General features: G+C 66.8%; 27 protein-coding genes. 7 read left to right on the top strand and 20 right to left on the bottom strand.

What is annotated here, in order from left to right; genetic code table 11:
* Positions 1-150 precede the first annotated feature (150 nt).
* Both rsgA and NV2_RS24555 read right to left on the bottom strand, forming a co-directional pair.
* Positions 151-1230 (bottom strand): ribosome small subunit-dependent GTPase A, encoded by a 1080-nt coding sequence (rsgA, locus tag NV2_RS24560; RefSeq protein ID WP_067879072.1) that lies wholly within the window; start codon positions 1228-1230, stop codon positions 151-153.
* Positions 1231-1331: 101 nt separating this feature from the next.
* Positions 1332-1823 carry a MarR family winged helix-turn-helix transcriptional regulator gene (locus NV2_RS24555; protein ID WP_067879069.1) on the bottom strand — a complete coding sequence of 164 codons (492 nt, stop codon included), beginning with the start codon at positions 1821-1823 and terminating at the stop codon, positions 1332-1334.
* Positions 1824-1869: 46 nt separating this feature from the next.
* On the opposite strand from NV2_RS24555, the gene NV2_RS24550 reads away from it, so the two are divergent.
* Both NV2_RS24550 and NV2_RS24545 read left to right on the top strand, forming a co-directional pair.
* Positions 1870-2628, top strand: a complete 759-nt coding sequence (locus tag NV2_RS24550; RefSeq protein ID WP_067879066.1) for an SDR family NAD(P)-dependent oxidoreductase — start codon at positions 1870-1872, stop codon at positions 2626-2628.
* Between the two features lie 64 nt (positions 2629-2692).
* On the top strand, positions 2693-3517 hold the full coding sequence (locus NV2_RS24545; RefSeq protein ID WP_067879063.1) for an SGNH/GDSL hydrolase family protein: 825 nt from the start codon (positions 2693-2695) through the stop codon (positions 3515-3517).
* 115 nt (positions 3518-3632) lie between these two features.
* Here NV2_RS24545 and NV2_RS24540 read toward each other — a convergent pair whose 3' ends face one another.
* Entirely contained in the window at positions 3633-5021 is a 1389-nt protein-coding gene (locus tag NV2_RS24540) for an amidase (RefSeq protein WP_067879060.1), read from the bottom strand.
* A 54-nt stretch (positions 5022-5075) separates the two neighbouring features.
* On the opposite strand from NV2_RS24540, the gene NV2_RS24535 reads away from it, so the two are divergent.
* Together NV2_RS24535 and NV2_RS24530 are read left to right on the top strand one after the other, a co-directional pair.
* Positions 5076-5696 carry a TetR/AcrR family transcriptional regulator gene (locus NV2_RS24535; RefSeq protein WP_067879057.1) on the top strand — a complete coding sequence of 207 codons (621 nt, stop codon included), beginning with the start codon at positions 5076-5078 and terminating at the stop codon, positions 5694-5696.
* Between the two features lie 257 nt (positions 5697-5953).
* Entirely contained in the window at positions 5954-6466 is a 513-nt protein-coding gene (locus NV2_RS24530) for a GNAT family N-acetyltransferase (protein WP_067879054.1), read from the top strand.
* A gap of 149 nt (positions 6467-6615) precedes the next feature.
* Here NV2_RS24530 and NV2_RS24525 read toward each other — a convergent pair whose 3' ends face one another.
* Together NV2_RS24525 and NV2_RS24520 are read right to left on the bottom strand one after the other, a co-directional pair.
* Positions 6616-6972: a hypothetical protein gene (locus NV2_RS24525; RefSeq protein ID WP_067879052.1), complete on the bottom strand. Its 357-nt coding sequence runs from the start codon at positions 6970-6972 to the stop codon at positions 6616-6618.
* Between the two features lie 195 nt (positions 6973-7167).
* Positions 7168-7914 (bottom strand): TetR/AcrR family transcriptional regulator, encoded by a 747-nt coding sequence (locus tag NV2_RS24520; RefSeq protein WP_067879048.1) that lies wholly within the window; start codon positions 7912-7914, stop codon positions 7168-7170.
* A gap of 113 nt (positions 7915-8027) precedes the next feature.
* Here NV2_RS24520 and NV2_RS24515 point away from each other — a divergent pair, with 113 nt between their 5' ends.
* Entirely contained in the window at positions 8028-8732 is a 705-nt protein-coding gene (locus NV2_RS24515; RefSeq protein WP_067879045.1) for a DUF2306 domain-containing protein, read from the top strand.
* A gap of 130 nt (positions 8733-8862) precedes the next feature.
* Positions 8863-9249 (top strand): TY-Chap domain-containing protein, encoded by a 387-nt coding sequence (locus NV2_RS24510; protein ID WP_067879042.1) that lies wholly within the window; start codon positions 8863-8865, stop codon positions 9247-9249.
* Positions 9250-9273: 24 nt separating this feature from the next.
* On the opposite strand, the gene NV2_RS24505 is transcribed toward NV2_RS24510, so the two are convergent.
* The 8 genes from NV2_RS24505 to rplN form a co-directional block, all read right to left on the bottom strand.
* Positions 9274-9645: a hypothetical protein gene (locus NV2_RS24505; RefSeq protein WP_067879038.1), complete on the bottom strand. Its 372-nt coding sequence runs from the start codon at positions 9643-9645 to the stop codon at positions 9274-9276.
* A gap of 3 nt (positions 9646-9648) precedes the next feature.
* Entirely contained in the window at positions 9649-10125 is a 477-nt protein-coding gene (locus tag NV2_RS24500; RefSeq protein WP_245662763.1) for a roadblock/LC7 domain-containing protein, read from the bottom strand.
* Positions 10122-10952: a hypothetical protein gene (locus tag NV2_RS24495; protein ID WP_245662762.1), complete on the bottom strand. Its 831-nt coding sequence runs from the start codon at positions 10950-10952 to the stop codon at positions 10122-10124. Before NV2_RS24495 ends, NV2_RS24500 begins: the two co-directional genes overlap by 4 nt.
* 7 nt (positions 10953-10959) lie before the next feature.
* Positions 10960-11352: a roadblock/LC7 domain-containing protein gene (locus tag NV2_RS24490; protein WP_067879032.1), complete on the bottom strand. Its 393-nt coding sequence runs from the start codon at positions 11350-11352 to the stop codon at positions 10960-10962.
* Between the two features lie 564 nt (positions 11353-11916).
* Positions 11917-12102, bottom strand: a complete 186-nt coding sequence (locus tag NV2_RS31065; RefSeq protein WP_025347225.1) for a type Z 30S ribosomal protein S14 — start codon at positions 12100-12102, stop codon at positions 11917-11919.
* A 4-nt stretch (positions 12103-12106) separates the two neighbouring features.
* Complete coding sequence (gene rplE, locus NV2_RS24485) at positions 12107-12670, bottom strand: 50S ribosomal protein L5 (RefSeq protein WP_067879030.1); 564 nt, start codon at positions 12668-12670, stop codon at positions 12107-12109.
* A gap of 2 nt (positions 12671-12672) precedes the next feature.
* A complete protein-coding gene (gene rplX / locus NV2_RS24480) occupies positions 12673-12987 on the bottom strand; it encodes a 50S ribosomal protein L24 (RefSeq protein WP_067879027.1) in 315 nt (104 codons plus the stop codon).
* Between the two features lies 1 nt (position 12988).
* Positions 12989-13357, bottom strand: a complete 369-nt coding sequence (gene rplN / locus NV2_RS24475) for a 50S ribosomal protein L14 (protein WP_067879024.1) — start codon at positions 13355-13357, stop codon at positions 12989-12991.
* A 349-nt stretch (positions 13358-13706) separates the two neighbouring features.
* On the opposite strand from rplN, the gene NV2_RS24470 reads away from it, so the two are divergent.
* Positions 13707-15740, top strand: a complete 2034-nt coding sequence (locus tag NV2_RS24470) for a M13 family metallopeptidase (protein ID WP_067879022.1) — start codon at positions 13707-13709, stop codon at positions 15738-15740.
* A gap of 54 nt (positions 15741-15794) precedes the next feature.
* Here NV2_RS24470 and NV2_RS24465 read toward each other — a convergent pair whose 3' ends face one another.
* The 7 genes from NV2_RS24465 to NV2_RS24435 form a co-directional block, all read right to left on the bottom strand.
* Entirely contained in the window at positions 15795-17903 is a 2109-nt protein-coding gene (locus tag NV2_RS24465) for an amylo-alpha-1,6-glucosidase (protein WP_067879019.1), read from the bottom strand.
* Positions 17904-18288: 385 nt separating this feature from the next.
* Entirely contained in the window at positions 18289-19161 is an 873-nt protein-coding gene (locus tag NV2_RS24460; RefSeq protein WP_245662761.1) for an ABC transporter permease, read from the bottom strand.
* Entirely contained in the window at positions 19161-19964 is an 804-nt protein-coding gene (locus tag NV2_RS24455) for an ABC transporter permease (protein WP_067879016.1), read from the bottom strand. Before NV2_RS24455 ends, NV2_RS24460 begins: the two co-directional genes overlap by 1 nt.
* Positions 19961-20914, bottom strand: coding sequence for a daunorubicin/doxorubicin resistance ABC transporter ATP-binding protein DrrA (locus NV2_RS24450; RefSeq protein WP_067879161.1), 954 nt, complete (start codon positions 20912-20914; stop codon positions 19961-19963). The genes NV2_RS24455 and NV2_RS24450 overlap by 4 nt, the downstream gene beginning before the upstream one ends.
* A 170-nt stretch (positions 20915-21084) precedes the next feature.
* Entirely contained in the window at positions 21085-24213 is a 3129-nt protein-coding gene (nbtC, locus tag NV2_RS24445; protein ID WP_084475393.1) for a nocobactin polyketide synthase NbtC, read from the bottom strand.
* Positions 24206-25507 (bottom strand): beta-ketoacyl [acyl carrier protein] synthase domain-containing protein, encoded by a 1302-nt coding sequence (locus NV2_RS24440; RefSeq protein ID WP_067879013.1) that lies wholly within the window; start codon positions 25505-25507, stop codon positions 24206-24208. Before NV2_RS24440 ends, nbtC begins: the two co-directional genes overlap by 8 nt.
* Positions 25504-26256: a thioesterase II family protein gene (locus NV2_RS24435; protein ID WP_067879155.1), complete on the bottom strand. Its 753-nt coding sequence runs from the start codon at positions 26254-26256 to the stop codon at positions 25504-25506. Before NV2_RS24435 ends, NV2_RS24440 begins: the two co-directional genes overlap by 4 nt.
* Between the last annotated feature and the right edge of the window lie 83 nt (positions 26257-26339).

Genomic DNA, 26339 nt, shown 5'->3' with positions numbered 1-26339 from the left:
ATCCCCGGGCGAGCCCGGCGACTGCGCTGACACGAGGTTCGGGGGTACGCCAGTTTCCCGGCAGAGACCGAAATCTCAATGTGCGCCCACTATTCGAGACGTGGCGATACCGATCAGGTCCGGGCGTACCCGGACCTGATCGGTGCGATATCAGCGCTGGCGGTCCCGGAATCGGTAGGTCGCGCGCAAATCCCGCGTGATCTGCTTTTTGGTTTCGCTGCGTTTGCTCGACCGGCGTGCATTCCCGCGGGCTGCGGCTCGCTCGCTTTCGCGCAACAGTTTGCGATACCGATCGAGCCGTCCCAGATCCAACGTGCCGGCGACGATGGCTTCCTGTACCGCGCAGCCTGGTTCGCTGCGATGGTCGCAATCGCGGAAGGAGCAGTCCCGGGCGATGGCCTCGATTTCGGCGAACACCCGGTCGACACCGTCGGAGGCATCCTGCACCCCGATACCGCGCAGGCCCGGGGTATCGATGAGCACCCCGCCGTTCGCCAGCGGCAGCAATTCGCGGTGCACGGTCGTGTGCCGGCCATTGCCGTCGACTGCGCGAACGTCGTTGGTGTCCATATGTTCTCGTCCGAGCAGAGCATTGGCGAGGGTGGATTTACCCGCGCCCGACGATCCGAGCAGGACGGCCGTCCCGGTGACCACCTGCTGCAGCAGATCCAGGCCTGCGCCGGTCACACAACTGGTAGTCACGACCTCCGCGCCGGGAGCCAGCGCAGCGACGGCTGCCGAAGCGGTCTCCGGATCGTCCACGGTGTCTGCTTTCGTGAGCACGACAACCGGTTTCGCACCGCTTTCCCAGGCCAGCGCGAGCAGGCGCTCGACCCGGCCCGCATTGAGCGGCGCCGCCAGCGATACCGCGATGATCACGCAGTCGATGTTCGCCGCCAAGACCTGTTGATACGAGGTCCGATCCGATGATGCCCGGGTGATGGCGGTGCGTCGTGGCAGCAGTGCGACCAGCTCCGGCTCCGGCCCCGGACGCAGCGCCGCCCAATCGCCGGTGCACACCGACCGGGCCGGGTCGGCAGCGGTCACCGCCACACTGACGGCACGGACCGGACCCGCCGCGGTGAGCGTGTCACAGCGGCCGCGGTCGACTCGCGCAACGCGAGCGGGAAGCAGACCCGCGGCTGCGTGCTGTTCGAACAGTTCGGCGAATGCATCGTCCCAGCCGAGTGCGGACAGCGGCAACGATGATGAGGAATGAGATGAGTACATGGTGAGACCCTTCGAAGAATTCGAAAAAGGAGCCCCGCCCGAATACGACGACCACCGCACATACCATCCGCTCGGATCGATTCCGCGCGTGCGGCACCAGTTCATTTCGACAGCGTCTTGTAGCCCGGGTGCACATCCGGTGTCAGGCCGTGACCGGCGGCGATCTTGCCGAGGAGGCGACCGAGTTCGTCATGTTCCGCGGGGGTCAGGGCGGCTGTCATCTCGGCCTCGTGAGCGGAACCGATCGTGCGCATCTCCCCCATAGCTGCTCGGCCTTCGTCGGTGAGGTGGAGTTCGTAGGTTCGACGATCGCGCGCGCTGCGCTCTCGCGCCACGACCCCCTTCTTTTCCAGGGCGTCGATCAGGACGACGACTCTGCTCGGGACGACGCCGAGCTTCTCGGCGAGGGCCTGCTGGCTCAGATTCGCCTCGGCACCGATGAGCCGCAGGATGCCGATGTCGCTGGGCTGCAAGCCCAACGGCTCCAGTCGTTGCGCGAACCGTGTAGCCGCGAAGGCACCTACCTGGGAGAGCAGGAAGGCGGCACGCGGAAACGAGTCGCGGCGCCCCGGCTGCTTCGGGTTGTCCGTCACGACCTCATGCTAGCGCAGGTGAATAATTCTCTGCTATGAATGATTCATGCCTATGACTCAAATCATCTCCGGGCAGGTGGCGCTGATCACCGGCGCGTCCGGATCGATCGGTGCCGAAGTCGCCCGAACGCTCGCCAGGCTCGGAGCCGATGTCGCGGTGCACGGCCGAACTCCGGGGCTGCTCGACGATCTCGCCCGCGAGATCCGCGACATCGGCCGCGCCGGTAAGACCTACATCGGCGACGCCCGCGATCCGGACCACCTCGCAGCGGTGGCGGCCGATGTCACACAGACGCTCGGGCCGATCGAGATCCTGGTAGCCCTGGCCGGCGGCGACGGCGCACCGAATCCGACCGCCTCGCTGGATGCGGAGCGCTGGCGCTCCGTCATCGACACCGATCTCAACTCGGTGTTCTTCACCCTTCGGGCAGTCCTGCCTCGAATGATCGAACGCGGTAGCGGCCGGATCGTGACGGTCGCATCGAGCGCCGGCCGTCGCGCCTCTCAGGCCAATGCCGCCTACGCGGCAGCCAAAGCGGGGGTCGTCATGCTCACCGAGCACATCGCCAAGGAATACGCCCACGCCGGTATCCGCATCAATTGCGTAGCACCGTCCATCGTCGAAACCGCCAAGCTGCGCGATCGAATGAGCGCATCGGACCGGGAAGCGATCGGTGCCCACCTTCCGCTGGGACGGATCGGCCAACCGGCGGACGTCGCCGCGGCCATCACTTTTCTCGTCGGCGACCAATCCTCCTGGATCACCGGAACCACCCTCGATGTCACGGGAGGAATGACCCTGTGACCACTGCCACCGCCGACCGGCACCTTCCTACACGTCGAAATCCCCTCGCACACAAGGAGTCACGATGAACAACCCCGTGCTCGAGAAGCTCGTCCGCTTCCAGCGACCGGACCAGGCGCTGCCCTTCGCGCCGAACCTCGACGCCCGGACCGTGGCGAGCATCTTCGGCACCGACGAGCCGGATTATCGGCGAGTTGCCGAAGATCTCGATCAGCGGCGAGCCGCTGCGGTAGCTCGGATCGCCGGCTCGCCGACCACCGACGCGCTGCTTCGTGCCCTCCCGTTCGAACCGAACGCCCACCTCGTCGCGATCGGCGAGAGCACCACGGCCGACCGCCTATCCTGGTTCGAGGTCCTGCGCACGCTGCTCGACACGCACCGGCCGGACCTGCGGCTACGCTTCACCAACCTCGCCGTCTCCGGTGCCACCACCACCCAAGCCCTCGCCACGCTGCCGGCAATCCGCCGATACGAGCCCGACTGGGTGTTCTGCATGCTCGGCACCAACGACTCGCAACGGCTCGCCGCGCCCGACGGACCACTTCTGGTCAGCCCCGAGGAGACCCGCCGCAATCTCACTCAACTGCGCGCCCGCGCACTTCCGAACAACACAGGCAGCTGGGTGTGGTTGACGCCGACCCCGATCGACGAAGCACGGGTCGCTCGATTCCCGTTCTTCGCCGGCTCCGGAATCGGCTGGAACAACGCCGATCTGGATGAACTCACCCGAACGCTGCCGACGGGAAACGATCTCGTCGTCACCACCTCGACGGCGTTCTCCGACACCACCTCCGACGCCCTCGCCGACGACGGCCTGCATCCCAGCGCCGCAATCCAGGAGGCGCTGGCAACCCAGGTTCTGGGAGTCCTCGCCGGGGAAGAACGATGAAACTCCTCCCCAGGGTCGACGGGTGGCCCCGGGGCAGGCAACCGTCGAGATCTCGCACGACCGGGCCCGACATGATGCGGCCTTCCTCGACGACGTGCGGGCGGCGAACCTTCACTCACCCGAACACCGGGGTCAACGTGCCGACAGCGGCCTCGATCGCACCAGCGGCGGACAGGCACAGGTCCTCACGGAACGGTCGGCCGATGATCTGCACCCCCATCGGGATTCCGTCCACTACTCCGGTCGGCACCGCCACCGCGGGGACCCCGACGAATGTGGTCAGCGTGCACAGTCGAACGGCGACGGCCATGCGCATGTTCTGCTCCGCATCGATCTCGAAGGTTTCCGGATCGCCGGGCGGCTCGGTGGAGACCCCGCCGAGGATCAGCGGGTACTCGGCGAGGAACTGATGCCAGTCACGGAGTACGGAATACCGTTCACCGGTCAGCCGCAGATACTCCGCGAGTTCGAGCGGTGGCTGCCCGGCGATGGTCAACTCCATGTGCTGGGCGCTCTCCTCGGTCAGCAGACCCCGGATGCGCGGCCAGTTCAGCGCGAATTCGCTGGTGATCATCTTCAGGTATCCGCCGATGCCGTCGGCGAGCCGCGGGACGTCGGTCTCCTCCACTCGATAACCGGCATCCTCCAGCAGATCGGCCGCTCGATGCACTGCCGCACGGACTTTCGGATGCACGCCGAGCCCGCCCGGATCGGCTACCACCCCGACCTTCAGCGGGGCGGGCAGCGGCGGCCCGTCCACCGGCGCCGGGACCGCGCGTGGATCTCGCGGATCGACGCCGGCCATCACCTCGAAAACCGCGCGTAGGTCCGGGATCGACCGGGTGAGCGGGCCGTCCTTCGGAAACAGCTGCGAGGCCGACATCGGCTCCTGCCCACGGACCCGGTGCTCGGCAGGGAACCGGCCGTAGGTCGGATTCAGCGCGGTGACACCGCAGTTCAGCGCCGGACCGCGAACCGAGCCACCGGAATCGTTGCCGAGGCCGATTGCGGCCATTCCGGCGGCGACCGCGGCACCGTCGCCGCCGCTGGTGCCACTCGGGTTGCGGATCGTGCCCCAGGGATTGACGGTCTCGCCGAACAGCTGGCTGTTGGTGTAGCCGCCGATCGTCAGGTCCGGCATATTGGTGTGTCCGATCGGGATGGCGCCGGCCGCGCGCAGCCGCGCCACCGACGGCGAATCGGTCTCTGCGACTGCATTTTCGAGCGCGCGCACGCCATGGGTAGTCGGTACCCCGCCGATGTCGATGTTCTCTTTGACGGTGAACGGCACCCCGGCCAGCGGGCCGAGTGGCTTCCCCGCCTCCCGGCGCACGTCCAGTTCCACGGCTGCCGCTCGCGCGCTGTCGGCGAGTAGCTGCGTCACGGCGTTGACGGTCGGATTGGTCGCGGCGATGCGTTCGAGATGCGACTCGATCACTTCGGTCGCGCTGTGCTGCCCGGTTCGTACTGCCTGTGCCAACTCCGTGGCTTGCCGATTCCACATGGCACGCGAATATACATACCTGTATCTGGATACAGAACTGATTATTCTGGGTGCATGGCGGCAAAGCGACTGACACGTGAGCAGAGCAGACAACAGACCCGGGACCGACTGCTGGCGGCCGCGGCGGAACTGTTCACCGAGCGCGGTGTCAACGGGGCCTCCGTCGAGCAGATCGCCGAGCGCGCCGGCTACAGCCGCGGCGCGTTCTACGGAAACTTCTCCGACAAGCACGAACTCGTCGTGGAGCTACTGAAACAACGCACCCTGCGCGAGCTCGACGAGGTCGAATCCGTTACCCGCCGGCCGGATCCGTTCCTCGCACTGCGGGCCTGGCACCGGGAACGTGCCGAACATCTGCTCGGCTGGCTGTCGTTGCGCACCGAGCTGATCCTGTACGCGCTGCGGACGCCCGAGTTCCGGGATCAGCTCGCAACCCGCGAGCTGATCGCGCGCGACGCGCACACCGCGAGCATCACCGCGACCTTCGACGCCCTGGACGTCGTCCCGCCCGCCGATCCGGCGTTCCTGGCGCTCATCGTGCACGCGCTCGAGGACGGATTACTGATCCAACGACTGCTGTTTCCGGACGAGATCGCCGACGAGGTGGTGGTCGACGCCGTGGAACTGCTCATGCGCTCGTGGTCGACGATGGCGAAACCACCGGCTACCTCGTGACCCGACCCGACCTCGAATAATCGATGGCGGCCCTCTCCCTCCGGTGTTAGCGTCGTGCCGTTCGTGTCGATCCAGTGAGCGAAAGTGAAGGTGAGTTGATGATTGCCATGGCAGTCGCTGCCTCGCGCAGCGTCGGAAACATCCTCACATCCAGGGCTCCCGTCTGATCGATTCCTGTCTCCGACAGCACCGAGGTTCACCTCGGCGCGCAGGTCGGCGGTGTTCGAACGGGGCCCCCTCTCAGAGAGACAACTGCGTTGAACACTCAGAACAACTGGATCACTCGCGCCGAGACCGAGGCCGATATCCCCGCAATCCGCGCCATCAATCTCGGCGCCTTCGAGACCGCGGAGGAAGCCGACCTCGTCGACGCGCTGCGCACCGATCCGGCGTGGATCGCCGAGCTGTCCATGCTCAGCGCGACGCCGGACGGCACGCCTGTCGGGTTCGCACTGCTGACTCGCTGTCACGTGGACGACACCCCGGCCCTGTGCCTGGGGCCGTGCGCGGTGCTGCCGGAATACCAGCGAACGGGGGCGGGCTCGGCGGCCATCCGGGCCGCTCTGGAGGCCGCCCGGCAGTTGGGTGAGCAGTTCGTGATCGTTCTCGGGCATCCGCCCTACTACCCACGGTTCGGTTTCACCCGGGCCTCGCAGTACGGCATCCGGCTCAGCATCGACGTCCCCGACGACGCGCTGATGGCACTGAGCCTCGGCGCGGAGCAGCTGCCCGGCGGCACCGTTCGTTACGCGGCACCGTTCGGTATCTGATCCAGCCGTAGCTGCACCACACCGGTCGCCCGGTCTCGCTCGCGGATATGCGAGTGAGACCGGGCGGTCCCGGCTCCGGGTGCACACGACCTAGCCACCGAACGGATCGAGCCCAGTGAGATATGTCCGCACGCTCGCCCGACGGCGGCTCAGGACAGCAGGACAGTGATGTGGCGCTCTGCGAGCGCATCGCGGGTGTGTTCGGCGAGCCACGCCGCCCAATGGGCTGCGGTGCCCGCGGACTGCGGGAAGAAGGTCGCGTAGGCGGTGACGTGACCGTGATCGACCGCCACATCGACGATCTGATCGCGCTGCGTCACCGAGAACGCCGCGGCGGGGGTCCGGAGCAGGCCATGACGGTCCCGGACAATGGCCGGGTGCACCTCTTCGACGATGGCGGCGACGATATCGATCACGTTGTCGTGGCGGCGCCGCAGACGACGTGGCATATCGATCACCACGGAGTGCACGGCACGGATCAGCTCGGCCAGGTCTGCGAAATCCACCGAAACTGTTGGTACGTGGCGTGATTCCGCAGTCATCGCGGCCGACTCCCTCGCTCGAGCTCGCCGGTATCACCCGACGTCGTTCAGCCCGGCGCCACGGCCTGCGCCTCAGCCGGCGTCTCGGACGACAACTGGACGAGTGTCCGTAAGCACCGGACAACATGTATTACCCCGCCGGGGTGACGAACAACCATCTCAATGGTTCCCGTTCGATCGCTCGATGCGAACGGCAATTCCGTCGAGGAGGGTATCGAGGCCGAAGGTGAAGTCTGCATCGACATCGGCCGCCGGGTCCGGTTCGAAAGCCGAGGAGGCGAACAGCCGGGCAGCCTCCGGAAACCGCTCCGGCGCCACCAGTTCAGCAAGTGCGCGTCCGTAGTCCCGCTCCACCTCACTCTGCTGCCGGCCCCGTCGGCCGTCAGCGAGGTCTTGTTCGAGGATCGCACTCTCACGCACCCACCCGCCGACGAGCGCCACCACCCCGACCTTCGAAGGCCAGTCGAGTGTGGTCTCACGCAAGGCCTGCAGAGCCAGATCCATCCACCCGATCCCATTGGGCCCGGACGGGGGTCCGGGGGTGGGCAGGTGCGCCAACCATGGATGGCGCCGGAAGACCTCGCGGTTGGCATATGCCCATGCCCGCAGGGCGGCTCGCCAATCCATTCCGGACCACGGCTGCGGTACCGGTGCCATCGCCGCGTCCGCAAGCAGTATGTAGAGCTCGTCCTTGGAACCGACGTACCGGTAGAGGGCCATCTTCGTCACGCCCAGCGATTCCGCGACTTTCGGCAGAGTCACACCGGCCAGCCCGTCACGGTCGGCGAGGACAAGCGCCGCGGCGACGACCCGGTCGATGTCGAGATCGGCCGGGCGTCCCAGTCGCGATTCAACCGGCAGCCGCCAGAGCCGCCACAACCCGGCGGGCTCGTTCGTACCGGCCATCGTGGTGCCTCCCGTCAGCCGTCCACCATTTCCTCGCCGCCGAATCGTAGCCTCGACATTTAGTATCTGGTAGATACTATCTACCGGATAGTAAATGAAGCGAAGGAGCGCCGATGTCCGTGGACGCCCGACTCGATCCCACCCCCCGCTCAGCCCTACCCCCCGCACCACGACGACCGTGGTGGCTGCTCGCCCTGGCTACGGGCACACTCGCGCTGCTCGTCTACATGCTGTGGGCATACGTGCCACCCGACATCGCCACCAGCCGGGCCGATATGCACGGTGACCAGGTGCGGTACGGGCTTCTGGTCGCACATATCGGATTCGGCGCGATCGCAACCGTTACCGGACTCCTCCAACTGTGGCCGCGACTGCGCGCCCACCGGCCCCGCCTGCATCGCTGGACCGGCCGCGCATACTTCTTCCTCGGCGTATTTCCCGCGGCAGTCCTCGCGATCCCGGTGACACTGTGGGCCGAGCAGGGCGTTTCGAACCAGGCCGCACTGCTCGTGACCACCGGAATCTGGCTCGCGACCGGCATCGCGGGACTCCGGGCGGCGCGTGAGCGTCGGTTTGCAGACCATCGTGCGTGGATGATCCGTAACTTCGCGGTGACCTTGTCACTGTCGACCTCTCGCCTGTGGGGCGGCCCGTTGGCGCTCATCGTCTTCTCGCTGGAGGACTCGCGGGTGTACGAAGGCGACCTCACGGCAATGATTCACGATATGGCCAGCGCGGGCGCATGGTTATCGCTGACCGCGAACCTGCTCGTCGCGGAGGCCTGCATCCGCCGACGCACACGACGGAGAGCACCGTAGATACCACCCCGGTGTCCGATTCCCACCCCGGCGTCCGATTCCGTAGTCTCGCCCTCCTCGATCGGCCGGATCCACGAACTCGCACCTGCCACAGCCTCTACCGGCCTACGGTGGCAGCGGAGGAGGAAATATGGATGATGTGACGCAGTTGGTGAAAACCGCTCTGGCCGCCACCTCAGGGGAAAACGAGGGGACCGCCGTACTTTCGACCGACGAGGGGTTCGTGCAATGGCTCGGATTCCACGATGCCGTCCGGGTGGAGGTCGCCCACCCCGCCATCGCGCGTCCCACCACATCCTGGTGGAAGCGCCGTCAGCAGGCTCCGGCGCACCCCCAACGGAACGAGAAGATCGCAGCCCTCACCGAACTCGGATTCGCCGAAGCGGAACCGAATTACCTTCGAGAAATGGCGGCTGGTGAAATAGGTTGGGAGCAGATAACTTTCACTATCGTGTCCGCACTGCGGGAAGTGCTCGGCATATCCGCTGCGGAGCAGATCACCGTCGAAACCTTCTGAATTCGCGCGCCGCGTGCAGCGCGTTCACACCTCGAGGTCGGCTTCGATGCTCTTGAGCCGGTGCCGAGCCAGGGCCAGATTGGCGCGGCCGCGGTCCAGGGCGAGGTAGAGGAACAGGCCTTTGGAGGTACGCCCGGTCATGGGGCGGATGATGTGGTACTGGCTGGACAGGGTGATCAGGACGTCTTCGATGTCCTCGTTGAGGCCGAGCTGTTCGATGGTACGCAGCTTCGCGCGCACCACCTCGGTATTGCCGGCGCCCGCGACCTGCAGGTCCAGCGCTTTCGAGCTACCAAGCATGCCGAGCGACATACCGCTGTTGTAGTCGACGACGGAGGCGCCGAGCGCGCCGTCGATCGCCATCATTTCCTTCAAAGCCAGATCGAGATTCGACACGTGCTATTCCTTTCCATTGGTGTTCGTCCGGTCTTTGCTGTGTTTTCCGGTCAAGATGCCGAGGTGGTCGGCGATCGCGCGGGCCGCCGGCCGCGACTCCAGGTGCAACCGGCCGACATTCACCTCCGGTCCGGCCAATACGGTCAGCGAACTCCAGTCGGCCGCGTAGACCACGACGTGACCGCCCGTGCCGCGAACCACCACCTCGTGGAAGCCGCCGCCGAGTGCGGTACTCGCGAGCCGATGAGACAGCGCCAGCTGCGATGCGGACAGCGCCGCCATGCCGGTCGGCTCGATTTCGGACGGCAGATCGTGTGCGATCAGCAGACCGTCACTGGAGGCCACCAGCGTCCCGGTCAATCCGGGGACACGCTCGCGCAGCAGCGTCAACTCGGCGAGCACCGCATCATTCGGTTCGGGTTCGGACACCTTCGAGAACCTTCCCATCAGGTCGCCGAGCAGCTTCTTCCGCGCGGTCACTCGAGTTCCTTCAATGCCGCCCGCAGGCGGTAGAGCACCTCGCGGTCGACGGTCGCCTCCCAGCGCTCCTCCGGCGCGATCGGCGGCAACTGCTGCGGCTTCCTCCGCCGCACCAGCGGCGGTGCCGTCGGCACTACCGCCGCACTCGTGTCGGACGGTATTCGTTGTGCAGCAGCATGTCTCGGCGCGGCAGTCATCGGTCGCGCCTGCGGACCGGACGGTGCGAGCGGCGATTGCACGAGTCCCGCGCGGGTCAGTTCCCGCACTGCCACCAGGCAGCCGTAGGTGGTGCGGCCGAGCTCGGCGGCGATACCTGCCACGCTGAGCCGACCATCGGCGGCCGCCAGCACCTCGAGCTGCCCTCCGGTCAGTGCGATTCGCCGCCGCCGCACCCGTCGGACCGGTGCTACCGGCACCCGGTCGACCAGTTCGGCCGGCCACGGGCCCGACTCCGGATCGCCGCGCCGCGCACACTCGTTGACCAGTAGCCGCGGCGTGATGTGACAGACCGGCGCCAGCCAGTGTTCGGGTGCGGGCTCGAATTCGGGAACCTCCGAGGACGCGAGCAGAAAGTAGGCGGCATCGAAAACCGACAGCAGCGCAAGGGTTTCCAGTCTGGGCTGTTCCAGTACTCGCCCGGGATCACCCGCCCCGGCCCGCTGCCAATCCTCCGCGGTGGCGACGCCGGCCTCTACGACGAGGCGGTCCAGTCCGGTGGTGCGCCGGCAATCGGCGGAAACTATTTCCCCCCTGGTCAGATGAAACGAACCGTCCCCCGCGTGCAGCACCCCCGTACTTCCCTGTTCCTCCAGACGTCTCAGTTCCATCGCCAGCTCAATGCCCATGGCCGCCCTCGGCCAATTCGGACAGAATGCCCCGCAGCTGGAATCTCGCCATCGCCAGGTTTCCGGTTTCCTCTTCGAAGAGCACGTGCACGAACAGCCTGCCGTCGAAGTCACCGTTGATCAGGTTCAGCAGGTGATAGCCGCGAGTACCGCAAACGATGATCTCGGTGATGTCGTCGTCGCCGTGGTCGGTGGCAAGTGCCGAACAGCCGAGCACAGACCGCACCACATCCGTTGTGGCAGCAGCATCTTCGTGCTCGTCGATCGGGTCGTGCCTCCCGGCCGCGGCGATGGCCAGACCACTTGCGCTGTCCACCAGTGTCACTCCGCGTGCCCCGGGAATCTCCATGACCCGCTTCAGGCACTCGTCAATACTGATCACACGCCACCGCTCGTCGAGTTCGGGCTATCTGAAACGCAGACGCTACACATCAGTCGACGAGCGCGCAGGACGAACGGAGAGAATCCCGGGCAACTCCACTGGGACACAAGATCATTCGCGGCAAATGCACAGGTGACGGAGCTGTACGAGGCGTGTCGACACCTGGCGTCACACTCGATTTGGAACCGTCATTCTGAATGATTCAGCACAGGAACGGCCACGCCGTGTCGCATCCGATGCGCCGCCGGGAGACGAATCGGCCCTGGAACACGCATGCGCTCCCGCTTTCCGGAAGCTGTCACAGGCTGCGCCGGCGCGCTGGCCGGAGCGGACACCGACTTCGACTGCAGTCCCGATGCGAAGCCACCGGCAATCGGTCAGCGCGACGTATGGGGGATTGCCTCCGCCGTGCGCCGGAGCCCGGCGGGTACGGCAGTTCGGCGGGAGCTCGCGGCCTCGGATAGCCTCCCGCAACGCAAGAAAGGGTACGGACTCAGCAGAGTCCGTACCCTTCCTCGATTCGATTGTTGCGCTCAGCGCGTGCGCTACCTCAGTAGCGCGAGCTCACCAGGAGCTCTTGTGCACGCCCGGCAGCTCGCCGCGGTGCGCCATTTCACGGACGCAGACGCGGCACAGGCCGAACTTGCGGTAGACCGCGCGCGGACGACCGCAACGCTGGCAGCGGGTGTAGCCACGAACAGCGAACTTCGGCTTCGCGGCGGCCTTGTTGACGAGAGCTTTCTTAGCCATGTGCTCAGTTCTCCTTGAACGGGAAGCCGAGGTGCTTGAGCAGGGCGCGGCCCTCCTCATCGTTGGTCGCGGTGGTGACGACCGTGATGTCCATACCGCGCGGGCGGTCGATGGAGTCCACATCGATCTCGTGGAACATCGACTGCTCGCTCAGGCCGAACGTGTAGTTGCCGTTGCCGTCGAACTGCTTCGGCGACAGGCCGCGGAAGTCGCGGATACGGGGCAGCGCGATGGAGACCAGGCGGTCCAGGAACTCCCACATGCGGTCGCCACGCAGGGTGACGCGCGCACCGATCGGCATACCCTCACGCAGCTTGAACTGCGCGATGGACTTGCGGGCCTTGCGGATCTCCGGCTTCTGACCGGTGATCAGGGCCAGGTCGTTGACGGCGCCGTTGATCAGCTTGGCGTCGCGGGCAGCGTCACCGACACCCATGTTGACGACGACCTTCACCACGCCCGGGATCTGCATCACGTTGGCGTAGTTGAACTCGCTGTTCAGCGCGTCCTTGATTTCCGCGCGGTAGCGCAGCTTGAGCCGAGGCTGAATGTTTTCTGCGGTGGTCATGCTCAGATGTCCTTCCCGTTGCGACGGGAGATGCGCACCCGCTTGCCGTTCTCGTCGGTGCGGTAACCAACGCGGGTCGGCTTGCCGTCGGAGTCGACAACCATCACGTTGGACACGTGGATGGGCGCCTCCTGGGTCACGATGCCGCCGGAGCTGGCGCCGCGCTGATTCGCGGAGTTCGCGATGTGCTTCTTGATCCGGTTCACGCCCTCGACCAGGATCTTGTCGGTTGCCGGGTAGGCCTGGATGACCTTGCCCTTGGCGCCCTTGTCCTTACCCGAGACGACGATCACGGTGTCGCCCTTGTGCACCTTCATGTCAGAGCACCTCCGGGGCCAGCGAAACGATCTTCATGAAACGCTTGTCACGCAGCTCACGGCCGACGGGGCCGAAGATGCGGGTGCCACGCGGATCGTTGTCCGCCTTGATCAGCACCGCGGCGTTCTCATCGAACTTGATGTACGAACCATCCGGACGACGACGCTCCTTGGCGGTGCGCACGACGACCGCCTTGACGACATCACCCTTCTTGACGTTGCCGCCGGGGATGGCGTCCTTGACGGTGGCGACGATGACGTCGCCGATACCGGCATAGCGACGCGACGACCCGCCGAGCACGCGGATGCAGAGGATCTCCTTGGCACCCGTGTTGTCGGCGACGCGCAGTCGCGACTCCTGCTGAATCACTTCAGCTCCTCCTAGACCTGGACGTAATGCACGCCGGATTACCGACCCGACGGGCATGGTCAGCTGCCCTTCGACGGACCTTGACGGCCCGCTCCGCGAGCTCCGCGGGGCAGCGCCTGCCAGCGGTTATGCATGATTCGAGAGAATCAACCACTGTGGGTTCGCGGCCGAAGTGCGGGTACAACACCCGCAGGCAACCCGACAAGTGTAGCCAAGCCGCAGGTAGCGCCCAAATCCGGGCGTCGATGGAATGCTTCCCACTCCGGAGGCGGCGACGATTCAGGCGCAGCTCAGCCCGTTCGGTTAGCCTCTGTCCGCAGACTACCTGCCGTCGGGGAGAGGAACTTTTGTGACATCGTCCGGTCCGGCCCGCCTGGGGCGCCGCTCGTTCCTGATCGCGCTCGGTGCGGTGCCGGTCGCCGCCGCGCTGGTCGCCTGCGACCGTGACGATACGAAACCCAAGCCGCTGACCGGCCCCGATCTCTCCGGTGTCGATCAGGCCGTGCGCCCGCAGGACGATCTGTACCGCCACATCAACGGCACCTGGCTGCGGACCTACCAGATGCCGCCGGACAAGGTTTCCTACGGCACCTTCGCCGAGGTGTCGGATCGGGTGGAGGGGCAGCTGCGCGAGGTCATCGACGGCATCCACGATCCGGAGGACGGATCCGAGGCCCAGCAGATCCGCGACCTGTTCGACGCACGGATGGATCTGGACACGCTCGAGACACTGGGCACCACTCCCCTGCAGCCGCTGTTCGACCGGATCGACGGCGCCGCGACCAAGGCCGATCTGGCGCAGGTGATGGGCGCGCTCCCGCTGGGCGGGCTGATCGGGATCGGTATCGGCATCGACCGCAAGGACTCGAACGCCTACATCGCCACGGTCGGGCAGTCCGGGATCGGCATGAGCGAGCAGTACTACGACGATCCGCAGTTCGCCGACCAGCTCGCGGCCTATCGCACCCTGCTGAACACACTGGCCACCGGGGCGAAACTCGCCGACGGCGCCGGGGAACGCACGCTCGACCTGGAGAAACGCATTGCCGCAGCCTTCTGGGACAACGTGCGCACCCGCGATGCCGACGCCACCTACAACCTGATGTCGTGGGACGAAATGACCGCCCTCGCACCGGAATTCGATTGGGATCCGTGGCTGAAGGGGGTGACCGACCGCCCCAAGGATCTGTTCGCGAAGGTGGTGGTCGGCGAACCGTCGTTCGTCACCGCCGCCGGAGCACTGTGGAAAGAGGTGCCGATCGACACCTGGCGCGAATGGCTGAAACTCGCCCTGCTGCGTCAGTACGCCAAGTACCTCAACACCGAACTCTCCGACGCCAACTTCGACTATCTGAAGGCCACCGTCGGCATCGAACAACGTCCGGACCTGTGGAAATCGGCCGTGGGTGTGGTCGATGCCAACCTCGGGGAACAGCTCGGCAAGCTGTACGTGGAGAAACATTTCCCGCCCAAGGCGAAGAAGAGCGCCGAGCAACTGGTGGACAATCTGCTCGCCGCCTACCGGGAGAACTTCCGCAACTCGGAGTGGATGTCGCCGAAGACGCGGGAAGCGGCGCTGGCCAAGCTGGACAAGATCACGGTGAAGATCGGCTACCCGGACAAGTGGGTGGACTATTCGAAACTGAAGATCACCCGCGGCAAGCTGGTCGAATCCCTGCTCGCGATCGAGGCCTTCGAGGCCGAGCGCGCGGTGAACAAGCTCGGCACCCGGGTGGACAAGACCGAGTGGGCGATGTCACCACAGACCGTCAACGCCTACTACCAGCCCACCTCCAACTCCATCAACTTCCCCGCCGCGATTCTGCAGCCGCCGTTCTTCGATCCGGACGCGCTGCCCGCGGTGAACTACGGTGCGATCGGCGCCACCATCGGCCACGAGATCGGCCACGGCTTCGACGATCAGGGCGCCAAATACAACGGCGAGGGCAACCGCGAGGACTGGTGGACCCCCGAGGACCTGAAGGCCTTCGAGGCCAAGACGAAACAGGTTGTCGACCAATACAACACGCTGGTACCCCAGGGGTTGCCGCCCGGTTCGCACGTCAACGGTGAACTCACCGTCGGCGAGAACCTCGCCGATATCCGCGGCCTGATGATCTCGCTGGCCGCATTCCGGATCGAAGAGGGCAAGGCCGGGCACAACGCGCCCGATTACACGCCACTGTTCCAGTCGTGGGGCCGCAATTGGCGGGAGAAGCAGACCGAGCAGGCCCTGGCTCAGCAGGTGGCGACCGACCCGCACTCACCCGGCGAATTCCGCTGCAACCAGGTCGTACGCAATCTTCCGGAGTTCTACACCACCTTCGGCGTGCAACAGAGCGACACACTGTTTCTGCCCGAGGACCAGCGCGTAACCCTGTGAGGACCAGCGCATAACCGGGCGCCCCACCACGGCCGGGGCACCCGGCCCCGTCACTCAGTGGGTGATCAGTCGCCAGTCCTCCGGCAGGTTGGTGGCGGTGACCTGGTCGCCGTCGACGGCCAGGTCCACGGTGGTGCCGCCGAGGCGTAGGTCAGTGAGTTCGACCCGGCCCCAGCGTGGCGGGACGTGCGGCAGCACGGCCACCGTGCGGTGCGGTACATCGGGGTCCAGCCCCAGGAACGACCGGACCAGGAGCAGTGGCGCCGCACTCGACCAGGCCTGTGGTGAGCAGGAGGTCGGATACGGTACCGGGGCGGAGAACCGAGAGCGTTGGAACCCGCAGAACAGCTCCGGCAGCCTGCCACCGAAAGCGGTTGCCGCATCGAGCAATCCGTTGGTCAGCCGGGTCGCCAGATCGACCGCGCCGGGGATGTGCCGATAGCGCAGCAGCCCGGCCACGGTGATCGCCGTATCGTGCGGCCACACCGAACCATTGTGGTAGCTCATCGGATTGAATGCGCCCATCGCCGAAGACAGGGTGCGCAGGCCGAATCCGGAGTCCATCTCCGCAGTGGAGAGCTGATGCACCAGTTGCTCGGCGTGATCGTCGGGCACGATGCCCGACCACAGACAATGGCCGATATTGCTGGTCAGCGCGTCGACCCGGCGCTTGCCGCCGTCCAGCGCGACCGCATACCAGCCCCTTTCCGGCATCCAGAAGGATTCCGCGAACTTGGTGCGCATTTCGGCGGCACGATCGCGCAGCTGGCCGGCCTTCTCGTCCTGGCCGAATTCCTCGGCCAGTTCGGCCCGCGCCCGCAGCGCCGCGTAGACGTAGCTCTGCACCTCACACAGGGCGATCGGGGCCTGGGCCAGGTTGCCGCAGGCATCGTTGATGCCGTCGAAACTGTCCTTCCAGCCCTGATTGATCAGGCCGCGGTCGGTGGCGCGCTGATATTCGACGAAACCGTCGCCGTCGCGATCGCCGAAATGCGATATCCAGTCCAGCGCGGCGTCGGCGGCGGGCAGCAGCGCCTGCACGGCCTCCGGTGATGCTCCCCAGCGGCGTGTTTCGGCGAGCAACATCACGAAAAGTGGTGTGGCGTCGACGGTTCCGTAGTAGACCTCACCGCCCAGGGCTAGCCCGCCGGACGGGCCGCGCCGGATCTCGTGCATGATCCGGCCCGGCTCCTCCTCGGTGAGCGCATCCACCTGCTGCCCCTGCATCTCGGCCAGCTGCTGCATGGTGCCCAGTGCCAGCGAGGAATCCAGCGGCAACGCCATCCACGCGGTGAGCAGGGAATCGCGGCCGAACAAGGTCATGAACCAGGGTGCGCCGGCGGCGACGAAGGTGCGGTGCCGACGTTCCTCCCGGATCTGCAGGGCGCCCAGATCGCTTTCGGTGCGTTGCAGAATCGCGGTGAGCTCGATGTCCCCGGTGGTGAGTTTGGTCGCGGTATCACGCCAGGCGGCCATTTTGCGGCCGGGCTCACTGGAGCGGTAATGCTCTCCGGGACGCATCGCGACGTGGACTCGTTGATTGGCGACCGTCGGCTGCGCGAGCACCTCGGTCTGCCAGCGTCCCGTCGCCGGCACCACGATGCGCCAGGTCAGCGAACCGGGCATCACGATCGGCAGCTCGGAGGAGGAGATCGCGAGGCCACGGGCGCGGTCCGAGCGATCGTTGAGCAGCAGTTCGTTGTCGGTGACCAGTAATTCGGCGTGGCCGTGCCCGGCCCGCCCCTCCTTGACCGCGAACAGATCCACGAAATCGGCGTCGGCGCGTAGTTCCAGCACCACCGCGGTGGGTTCGCGACCGAGATTCTCCAGCACGATGGTCTCGCGCATGCCGTCGGCCACGAGCCGCTCACGCACCACCAGCAGACTCGAGTCCGCGGCACCGGAACGCGGCGGGCGACGCAGGATGAAACGCGCGGTGAAAGCCTCCGGACTCAGCACCGACAGCGGTTCCAGCCGCTGCCCGTCCACCCGTAGCTCCCAGCGCGATACGACCCGGGCATCGTGATAGAACAGGCCCTGCGAGGTGCCCGATTCCACATCGCCGACCCGGTCGGACAGGCAGAAGGTGCTGCCTTCGACCAGGGTCACCGCGCCGTTCAACAGGGCGGGTTCACCGCCGTTGAGAGGTGAGGGCGCCGTCATCGCACACCACCCCCGTAGGCCGGGGCGGGCCTTCGCCGCACCGGGCTGGAACGGTCTACCGACTCGACAATCACCATCGCGAACGGCTCCTCCCACCACGCCGGAGCAACGGTCCGGCGTCGGATTTGCGGGGCTCGAGGGTTTCGTGGTCTTCGTGGTTGTGCTGGGCCTGCAACACCATGCGAGAACGAACAACTGCCGACATTCGAGAGTAACCGCTGGACGCTCCCGGACGGCGGTAATCGGCGACACGACGTGCTCGTGGCATCCGCCGGCGTCGCCCGGGCCGGGCAGGTGAGTTCCAGGAATACGCCGAAAACCCGTCTCCCGAACGACTGTCGCGCACGGGAGACGGGTTGTGACGGGGTGTATATCGGCAGTTCGGTCAGGCTTGGACGGCGCGGCGGTAACCACGGACGGCGAGGCCGCCGAAGACCAGGATCAGGCCGGCGGCCCAGGCCACGGTCTGCAGGAAGGGAACCAGCACCGGGCCACCGAGGGTGAAGTTGCGCATCGCCTCGATGGCGCAGCTCATCGGCTGGCCACGCACGATCGGCTGCAGCCAGCCGGGGTAGTTCTGCACCGGAACGAAGCCCGAGTTGAAGAACATCCCGACCAGCACCACGATCGCGAACAGCTGGGTGACCTTGTCGCCCACACTGCTCACCCCGACCATCACCACCACCGGCGTGAACCCGGCGATCACGATGACCGGGACCACCAGGACGCCCAGCAGTCCGGCCCAGCCCTCCTGGAAGCGCAGCCCCAGGATCATGCCGACGACCACCACCACGACGGTGGCGGCCAGTGCCCGGCCGCATTCGGCGAGCAGCCGGCCGGTGAGCCCGGCCGAACGACTGATCGGGAGCACCCAGAACCGGCGCAACAGGCCGCTCTCCCGCTCACCGAACAGTGACAGACCGGTACCCATCGCGCCGTACATGGCGCCGGCGACCGCGATCATCGGCACGAATCCGTAGATGGGGTCGGTGCCGTTCATCGCGCCGAGCGACTTCTTCAGCACCAGGTCGTACATGAGCAGCAGCAGAATCGGGAAGATCAGCGTGGAGGTGATCACCTCCGGCTGCCGCGACCAGCGCCGCAACAGCCGTCCGGCCTCGACCAGGGCCTGTGCCGGGAGCCCACCCGTACCCGGCTGGGTGTCGAATTCCCGCGCGCCGGAGAGATCCACTCGCATCGCGTCGTCACCCGCGGCCGGATCGGTCGGCGCGCTCACTGTGGTGTTCGCTTCGCTCATTACGCCCGGCGTCCTTCCGCTCGTACGGCCAGAACCGCGCCCACGACCAGCAGGCCGGCGATCCACACCAGGGCTACGGCCAGTTCCGAGACGTACCGGCCCTCGGCCAGCCCGCGCAGTGCCGCGGTGATCTGGGAGACCGGCTGGTTACGGACGAAGGGCTGGATCCAGCCCGGGAACCCCTCGGCCGGGACGAACCCGGTCGAGGTCATCACCAGCAGCAGTTGCGGGCCGAACAGCACGGTGCCGCTGATCTCCGAGTTGCGGGTGACCGTGCCGAGCGCGTCGGTCGCGACCACCAGTCCGGTCCCGAAGGCCAGCACCACCAGCACGAAGATCACGGCAGCACCGGCGGAGTGGAAGCGGAAACCGAAGATCGTGCCGACCACCAGCGCACCGATGAGGGCGGTCACCACCCGCATCAGATTCGCGGAGGTACGGGCCGTGACCGGGATCCAGGCCGGTACCGGCATCGACCGCAACCGGGTCGACATGCCGCCGACGACTTCGCGCGCGGCCCGGTCTCCGGCGAACATCGATGCGAAGAACATCGCGAACACCGCGATGATGGGCAGCAGGTACTGGGCGTAGTCGACCCCGGGCACCTCGAGCGATCGGCGCAGCGGCACGTAGAAGCAGACGAAGAACACCAGCGGCTGGAAGAAGGCGAGGACCACATCGCCCTCGCGCAGCGCGGTCCGGGCACTGCGCCCGCTGAGCGCTCCCAATTGCAGCCAGGCCGGTACCCGGAAGTCGTCGTCGGCGACCTCCGGCGTGGCAGCCGATTCGGTGGCGACCGTCATACCTTCGCCCCCACGGTCGGCTTGGTCAGCTGGATGAAGACCTCGTCCAGCGAGGGCCGGCGCAGCGCGATATCGATCAGCTCGATATCGGCGGCGGTGATCCGCTCCAGTGCCTGCGAGAGGGTCGCCGCGCCGCCCGGCGCCGGGATCGACACCCGGTCCCGGGACTCGGCGACGGTGGGCTCACCGAGTTCGGACAGCGCGGTGACCACGGCCGGCACGTCACCGGCATCGACCGGGACCACCTCGCAGTAGCTGTCGCCCGCGCGGGCCTTGAGCTGATCGGCGGTGCCCTCGGCGATCACGGTGCCCTTGTCGACGACGATGATGTTGTCGCTGAGCGCGTCCGCCTCCTCGAGGTACTGGGTGGTGAGCAGGATCGTGACGCCCTGTTCCTTGAGTGAGCGCACCAGCGACCACAGGCTCTGCCGGCTCACCGGGTCCAGGCCGGTGGTGGGTTCGTCGAGGAACACCACGCGCGGCGGACGCACCAGCCCACAGGCGATATCGATGCGGCGGCGCATACCGCCGGAATACTGGCCGACCCGGCGATCAGCGGCCTCGGTCAGTGCGAACTGTTCGAGCAGTTCCACCGCGCGTGCGGCGGCGGCCTTGCGGCGCAATCCCATCAACCGGCCGAACAGCACCAGGTTCTCGCGCCCGGTGAGCATTTCGTCCAGCGCCGCGTACTGCCCGGTGAGCATGATCGACGACCGCACTCGCGCGGCGTCTGTCACCACGTCGTATCCGGCGACGACGGCCCGGCCGGCGTCGGGCCGGGTGAGGGTCGACAGGATGGATACGGTCGTGGTCTTACCGGCCCCGTTGGGCCCCAGCACCCCGAGCACACTGCCCGTGGGCACGCTGAAGGTGATGCCCCGCAGGGCTTTTACATCACCGAAGGATTTCTCCACCGATTCGACGACGATCGCGGTGTCCGCTCCCGAGATCCCGCCCGGTTCTCCCACTGGTTCCGACACAATGTTCTCCGTCTGAAGACGACAAGCCCCAATTACTTTGGTAACGCTAACCTAATTAAAGCGGCAACTCCACCCCTCCCCTACGAGCGGCAGGGCAGGGATGGAGTCACAGCAGTCGATCCCCCGGCGCGCGGCGGCGATCAGCCGAGCAGCGCGACGACCTCGTCCAGCGATGCTCCGCCGAGTATCGCAGTGACCGGCAGATCGCGCCGGAGTTCGGTTTCGACCCGTTTACGCAGGTCCAGGGCCTGCAGCGAATCCAGCCCGAGTGCCACCAACGGAATCGATCCGTCGATCGCCTCGGCGGCGCCCAATCCCATCACCACACGCAGTGCCGATTGCACCGCCGCACCGGTGTCCACCGGCGCACCGGTATCCACCGGCGTCGCGGCTTCGGTGCCGGTTTCGCCATCTGGCGCTGCGGAGTTCTGCTCCACCACAGCGGTTTTCGCAGGGTCCGCCGCCGCGGGAGGTGCGGGGTCCGGCTCGGGGTCGGGCAGGTCGCTGAACAGCGGCTGGTAACCGAAGACCGTGTAGAGCTCCCGGATTCGCCCCCAATCGGCCGCTGTGACCAGCACATTGGCCGAATCGCGGGCGAGCCCGGCCGTCACCGCCGTCGCAGCGTCCATCGGCTGCAGACCGGTACCGCTGATCTTTGCCAGCGCGTCGGCATTGTCCGCGCCGACCGCACGCCACAGTCCCCACTGCACCGAGCTACAGCGCAGCCCCTCGGCCCGATAGCGCGCGGCAGCAGCGTCGAGCAGGCGATTGACCGCGGCGTACACCCGATGTCCGCGTCCGCCGATCGTCGCCGACAACGAGGAGCAGAGCAGGATGCGGGCGTCGTCGGCGAGCGGCAATCCGCGCACCAGATGTTCCAGCGCTACCGATTTGGCGGTCGCGGCGGCGCGCACCGTATCGGGCGTCACGTCGGCCTCGGCGGCCGAGTAGTCCACGGCCGCATGCAGGAGCAGCGTGACCGGCGCGCCGTCGAAGCGCGTCCCGAGTTCGCGCACCGCGGATTCGTCACCGACATCGCAGCTCGCACGCACGATCTCGGTCCGGGTGCGCTGCTGGATATCCAGGATGCGCGCCATCGCCGCGGAGTCACCGCCGCTTCTGCTGACCAGCGTGATACGCGCGGCACCTGCTGCGGCGAGGTATTCACAGAAGTCGAGCCCGAGTTTGCCGGTGCCCCCGACGATCACCACCTCGCGGAGGTCGGTACCGGTCGGCGGCTCGTCGTCGGCGTTGTCGTCGAGAATCAGTCGCTTGGCGTACACACCGCCGTCCCGCACCGCGAGCTCGGGTTCACCAGCGATGTGCAGCGCGCCGACCAGTGCCTTGGCCGCACCGGCGGGATCGGCGGTGGCGTCCGCACTCAGGTCCACGTGGCGGATGCCGGTGCCGATGTGATCGGCGGCCAGGCAACGGAATCCGGCCTGGGCCGCGGCATGGAGCGGATCGGGAATCTCGTCCTCGGTCACCTGTTCACCGCCGGTCGTCACCAGCCAGATGTCGGCGGCGCCGGACAGGCCGGCCGGCCAGGCGGGCGTGCCGAGGAAGGTGGCCAGGTCCTCGGCAACACCGGCCGGAGTGGTGGCGGTGGCCGGCGGAGCGAGGATTACCAGGGTGTCGTAGCCGGAACCGGCGCCGTATTCGACGACGGTGGCTCCGTTGCGCGGTGCGGCCGCGCCGATTGCGGTAACGAGCTCGGCGTAGGCGCCGGTGGGGTCGACCAGTGCGATGGTGCGGGGTGCGATCAGCTTGCGACGCCGCAGGCGGGTCCATTGCTCCACGTACCGCTGCGGTACCACGGTGCCGTCGGTACCCCGAGATCCGCGCGTCTGCGGCGAATCCACAACCGACGCATCCGTCTTCGCCGCGTACGGGTACGGCGCCCACAGCACCTTCGGGCTCATCTGCGTACTGGGGAAATCGAGCAGGGGCAACGCGGGCGTAGCACCGGAAGGGCTCTCGCGCAGGGCTTCCCAGGCGAAGCCGGCATCGTGCACCGCGATCGTCGCCAAGTTCCGGGTGAATTCCCGCAGATCTTCGGCGGTGCGCCGGGAGGTGCCCAGGATCTCGATCGGGCGCGCCGCCGACGCGGTGGCAAGATTTTCCTGCAGCGCCAGCATCAGCGTGGGGTGTTCGGAGATCTCGATGAAGGTGTCGGCGCCGCGGTCGGCGGCCACCCCGATGGCGCGATCGAAGCGAACCCGGTTACGCAGGTTCAGATACCAGTAGTCCAGCACGGACTGGTCGATCTCGACCCGATCACCGAAGGTGCCGCCGATGAAATCGACCTCGGCGGGCAGGAACGAGAAGTTGTCCATATCATTGCCGACGGTACGGTTCAGGATCTCGCGGAATCCGCTGACATAGGAGGTGTGCGCCGGATACTGAACCCGGATCTCCTTGGCGAATTTTCCGGCCGCGTTGAGCGCTTCGACGATCTGGCGCACCGCGTCACGTTCACCCGAGATGGCGAGGATGTGCTCGGAGTTGACCACCGACAGTTCCGCGAATCCCGCCTGCCGGGCAAGCAGGTCCTCACATTCGTCGCGGTCGATGCCGACTACCGCCATCGTGTATCCGGTCAGCTTTTCCCCGTCCACGATCCGGGCGCGGGAGGTGACGACGCGGACCGCATCGGGCAGAGTATGTGCCCCGGCGACGTATCCCGCACTGATCTCCCCCTGGGAATGGCCGACGACCGATGTGGGATGCACACCCACGGCCTGCCACATCGCCGCCACGCCGATCATCTGCATGAACAGCGCCGGCTGTACGGTGCTCGCGCTGTCGTCGGCCGGCAGGTCCGCATCCAGCAGATACGGCAGCGGTGAGCGCTGCTTCAGTTCGTGGAAGACCTTGTCGCATTCGTCGACCGCCGTACGGTAGGCCTCGGAACGGTCGTAGAGCATCCGGCCCATACCGGGGCGCTGGCTCCCCTGGCCCGGAAAGACATAGGACACCCGGCTCGCGGTGGCAGCCCGGGATCCGACAACGACATCGGGATGAGCTGCTCCGGCCGCGACGGCACGCAACGCGCCGAGCAGGCTCTCGCGATCGGTGGCCATGATCAATGCCCGGTAGCGACGGGCGGTACGGGTGCGAAATAGCATGTCCGCCACCCGGTCCGGGCCGACGGTGTCGTGTTCGGCCACATAGTCGGCGATCGCTGCGGCTTCGCGAGTCAATGTGTCCGTGGTGTCCGAGGACAGCAGCACCGGGACGCTGCCGTCCGGAAGTCGGTAGCTAGACATGGTTCTCCTCTTCCACAGCCGGGACGGCCAGCAGCGCATGGGCATTCGTGCCCGAAACACCGAACGACGAGACGGCGCCGTAGCGCATGCCGGCCTGCGGCTCCCACGGCTCGAGTTTGGCCGCCAGCCGCAATCCGGTGGCTGCCCAATCCACCTCGGGGCTGGGATTGTCGGCGAAACGAGTGGGTGGGATGAATCCGTGCAGCCCGCTCACCAGCACCTTGATCAGGCCGAGCATGCCCGCGGCGGCCTGGGCGTGGCCGAGATTGGATTTCACCGAGCCGAGCCGGGCGGCACCGCCGCCGTACACCGACTGCAGCGCCGTCAGTTCGAGCGGATCACCGACCGCGGTACCCGTGCCGTGTCCCTCGATCATGCCGACGACGTCCGGGGAAATACCTGCGACCTCGACGGTTTTCCGGATCAACCGCTCCTGTCCCGCGGAACTTGGGACCGCGATCGGTGCGCCGCCGCCGTTGTGGTTGACCCGAGTCGCGAGGACCCGGCCGTAGATCCGGTGGCCGAGCGCACGAGCGCGGGACTCGCGCTCCAGCACGACGACGCCGGCACCCTCACCCCACAGGGTGCCGTCGGCATCGGCCGAATACGGCTTGCACTGCCCATCGGTGGACAGGGCGTTGTTCTTGGAGAACTCGAAGAATGCGCCGGCCGAGCCCATGACGCAGACCGCACCGGCCAGTGCCCATTCGCATTCGTCGTTGCGAATCGCGCCGGCGGCCAGGTGCAGGGCCGACAGCGACGACGCGCAGGCGGTATCGACCACCATCGCCGGGCCGGCCAGGCCGAGACAGTTGGCAATTCTCCCGGCGACCGCGCCGAGTGCGGTGCCGGTGGCGCGATAACCGCTGTACTCGTTCACCTCGGCCGCATGGGGTCCGTATTCGGTGACCGAGGCGCCCATGAAACAGCCGACGTCCGCGCCGTCGAGCGCGCCGGGGTTGATTCCGGCATGCTCGAGCGCACGCCACGCCACCTTCAAGGCGACGCGCTGCTGCGGATCCATCGCCACGGCTTCCCGCGGGGTGATCCCGAAGAACATCGGATCGAATTCACCGGCGGTGTAGAGGAATCCGCCGGCGTCGCGGACCTCCGACCAGCCCTCGACTTCCCCCAGGGTCAGCAGCCGCTCGATCGGCCAGCCACGATCCCGGGGGAACGGGCCGATCAGATCGCGGGATTCGGCGAGCGCGCTCCAGTACTGCGCCGGCGTGTCGATCCCGCCGGGTGCGTCGATGCCGATACCGGTGACGACGATGGGGTCCTGCTCGCTCATCTCGCGGTCTCCAGCTCCGCGGCGAGCAGTTCCGAAATGCCTTCGACCTGATCATGCAGGTAGAAATGGCCCCCGTCGAACATGTCGACCGCCAGCTCCGCGCTGGTGTGGCGCTGCCAGCCGTAGAGCTCACCCATCGTCACGAATTCGTCGTCGCTGCCGCCCATGGCTTGGATGGGGGTGTGCAGCTGCACATCTTCCGGGCAGGTGTACTGGTCGAATGCCGCGTAGTCGGCCTTCAGCACCGGCAGCGCCATGGCCATCAGGTCGCGGTTGCCCAGCACATCGGTACCGGTGCCCTGCAATCCGACGAGGTGGTCGAGCAGCTGTTCGTCCTCGGTCGGGTGAGCGGGCATATCCACGACCCGCGAGGGCGCCACCGCCCCGGAGACCGCCAGCAACCGTACCGGGACCCCCGCGGCCTCGGCGAGACGTGCGAATTCGAAGGCCACGATCGCGCCCATGCTGTGCCCGAAAACGGTGATCGGCTCATCCCGGTTCCACGGCGAGCGGGTGAATTCGTCGAACGCACCGGCGGCGACCTGCGGCAGTGTGCCCAACGCCGCCTCCCGGGCGCGGTCCTGCCGGCCCGGATACTGCAGCACGACCACGTCGAAGTGGTCGCGCAGCTGTTTGGAGAACGACCGATAGGTCGAGGCGCCGCCGCCCGCGTGTGGACAGATCACCAACGGTGCGACCGCCGCACGCGGCTTGTGAAACTGTCGAATCCAACCGGGTGTTGTTGCCATATCACGCATCTCTCTGTGCAAGGTCGTCCGGCCTCGGCCCCGCCGCACCAGCAGCCTTAGGTAGGTGAGGCAAACCTAATATA

Origin of the sequence: Nocardia vermiculata NBRC 100427 (assembly GCF_001613265.1) — a bacterium.
Taxonomy (GTDB): Bacteria; Actinomycetota; Actinomycetes; order Mycobacteriales; family Mycobacteriaceae; genus Nocardia; species Nocardia vermiculata.
The sequence above is the reverse complement of the archived record's forward strand: the minus strand, read 5'-3'. Positions and strand labels throughout refer to the sequence as shown.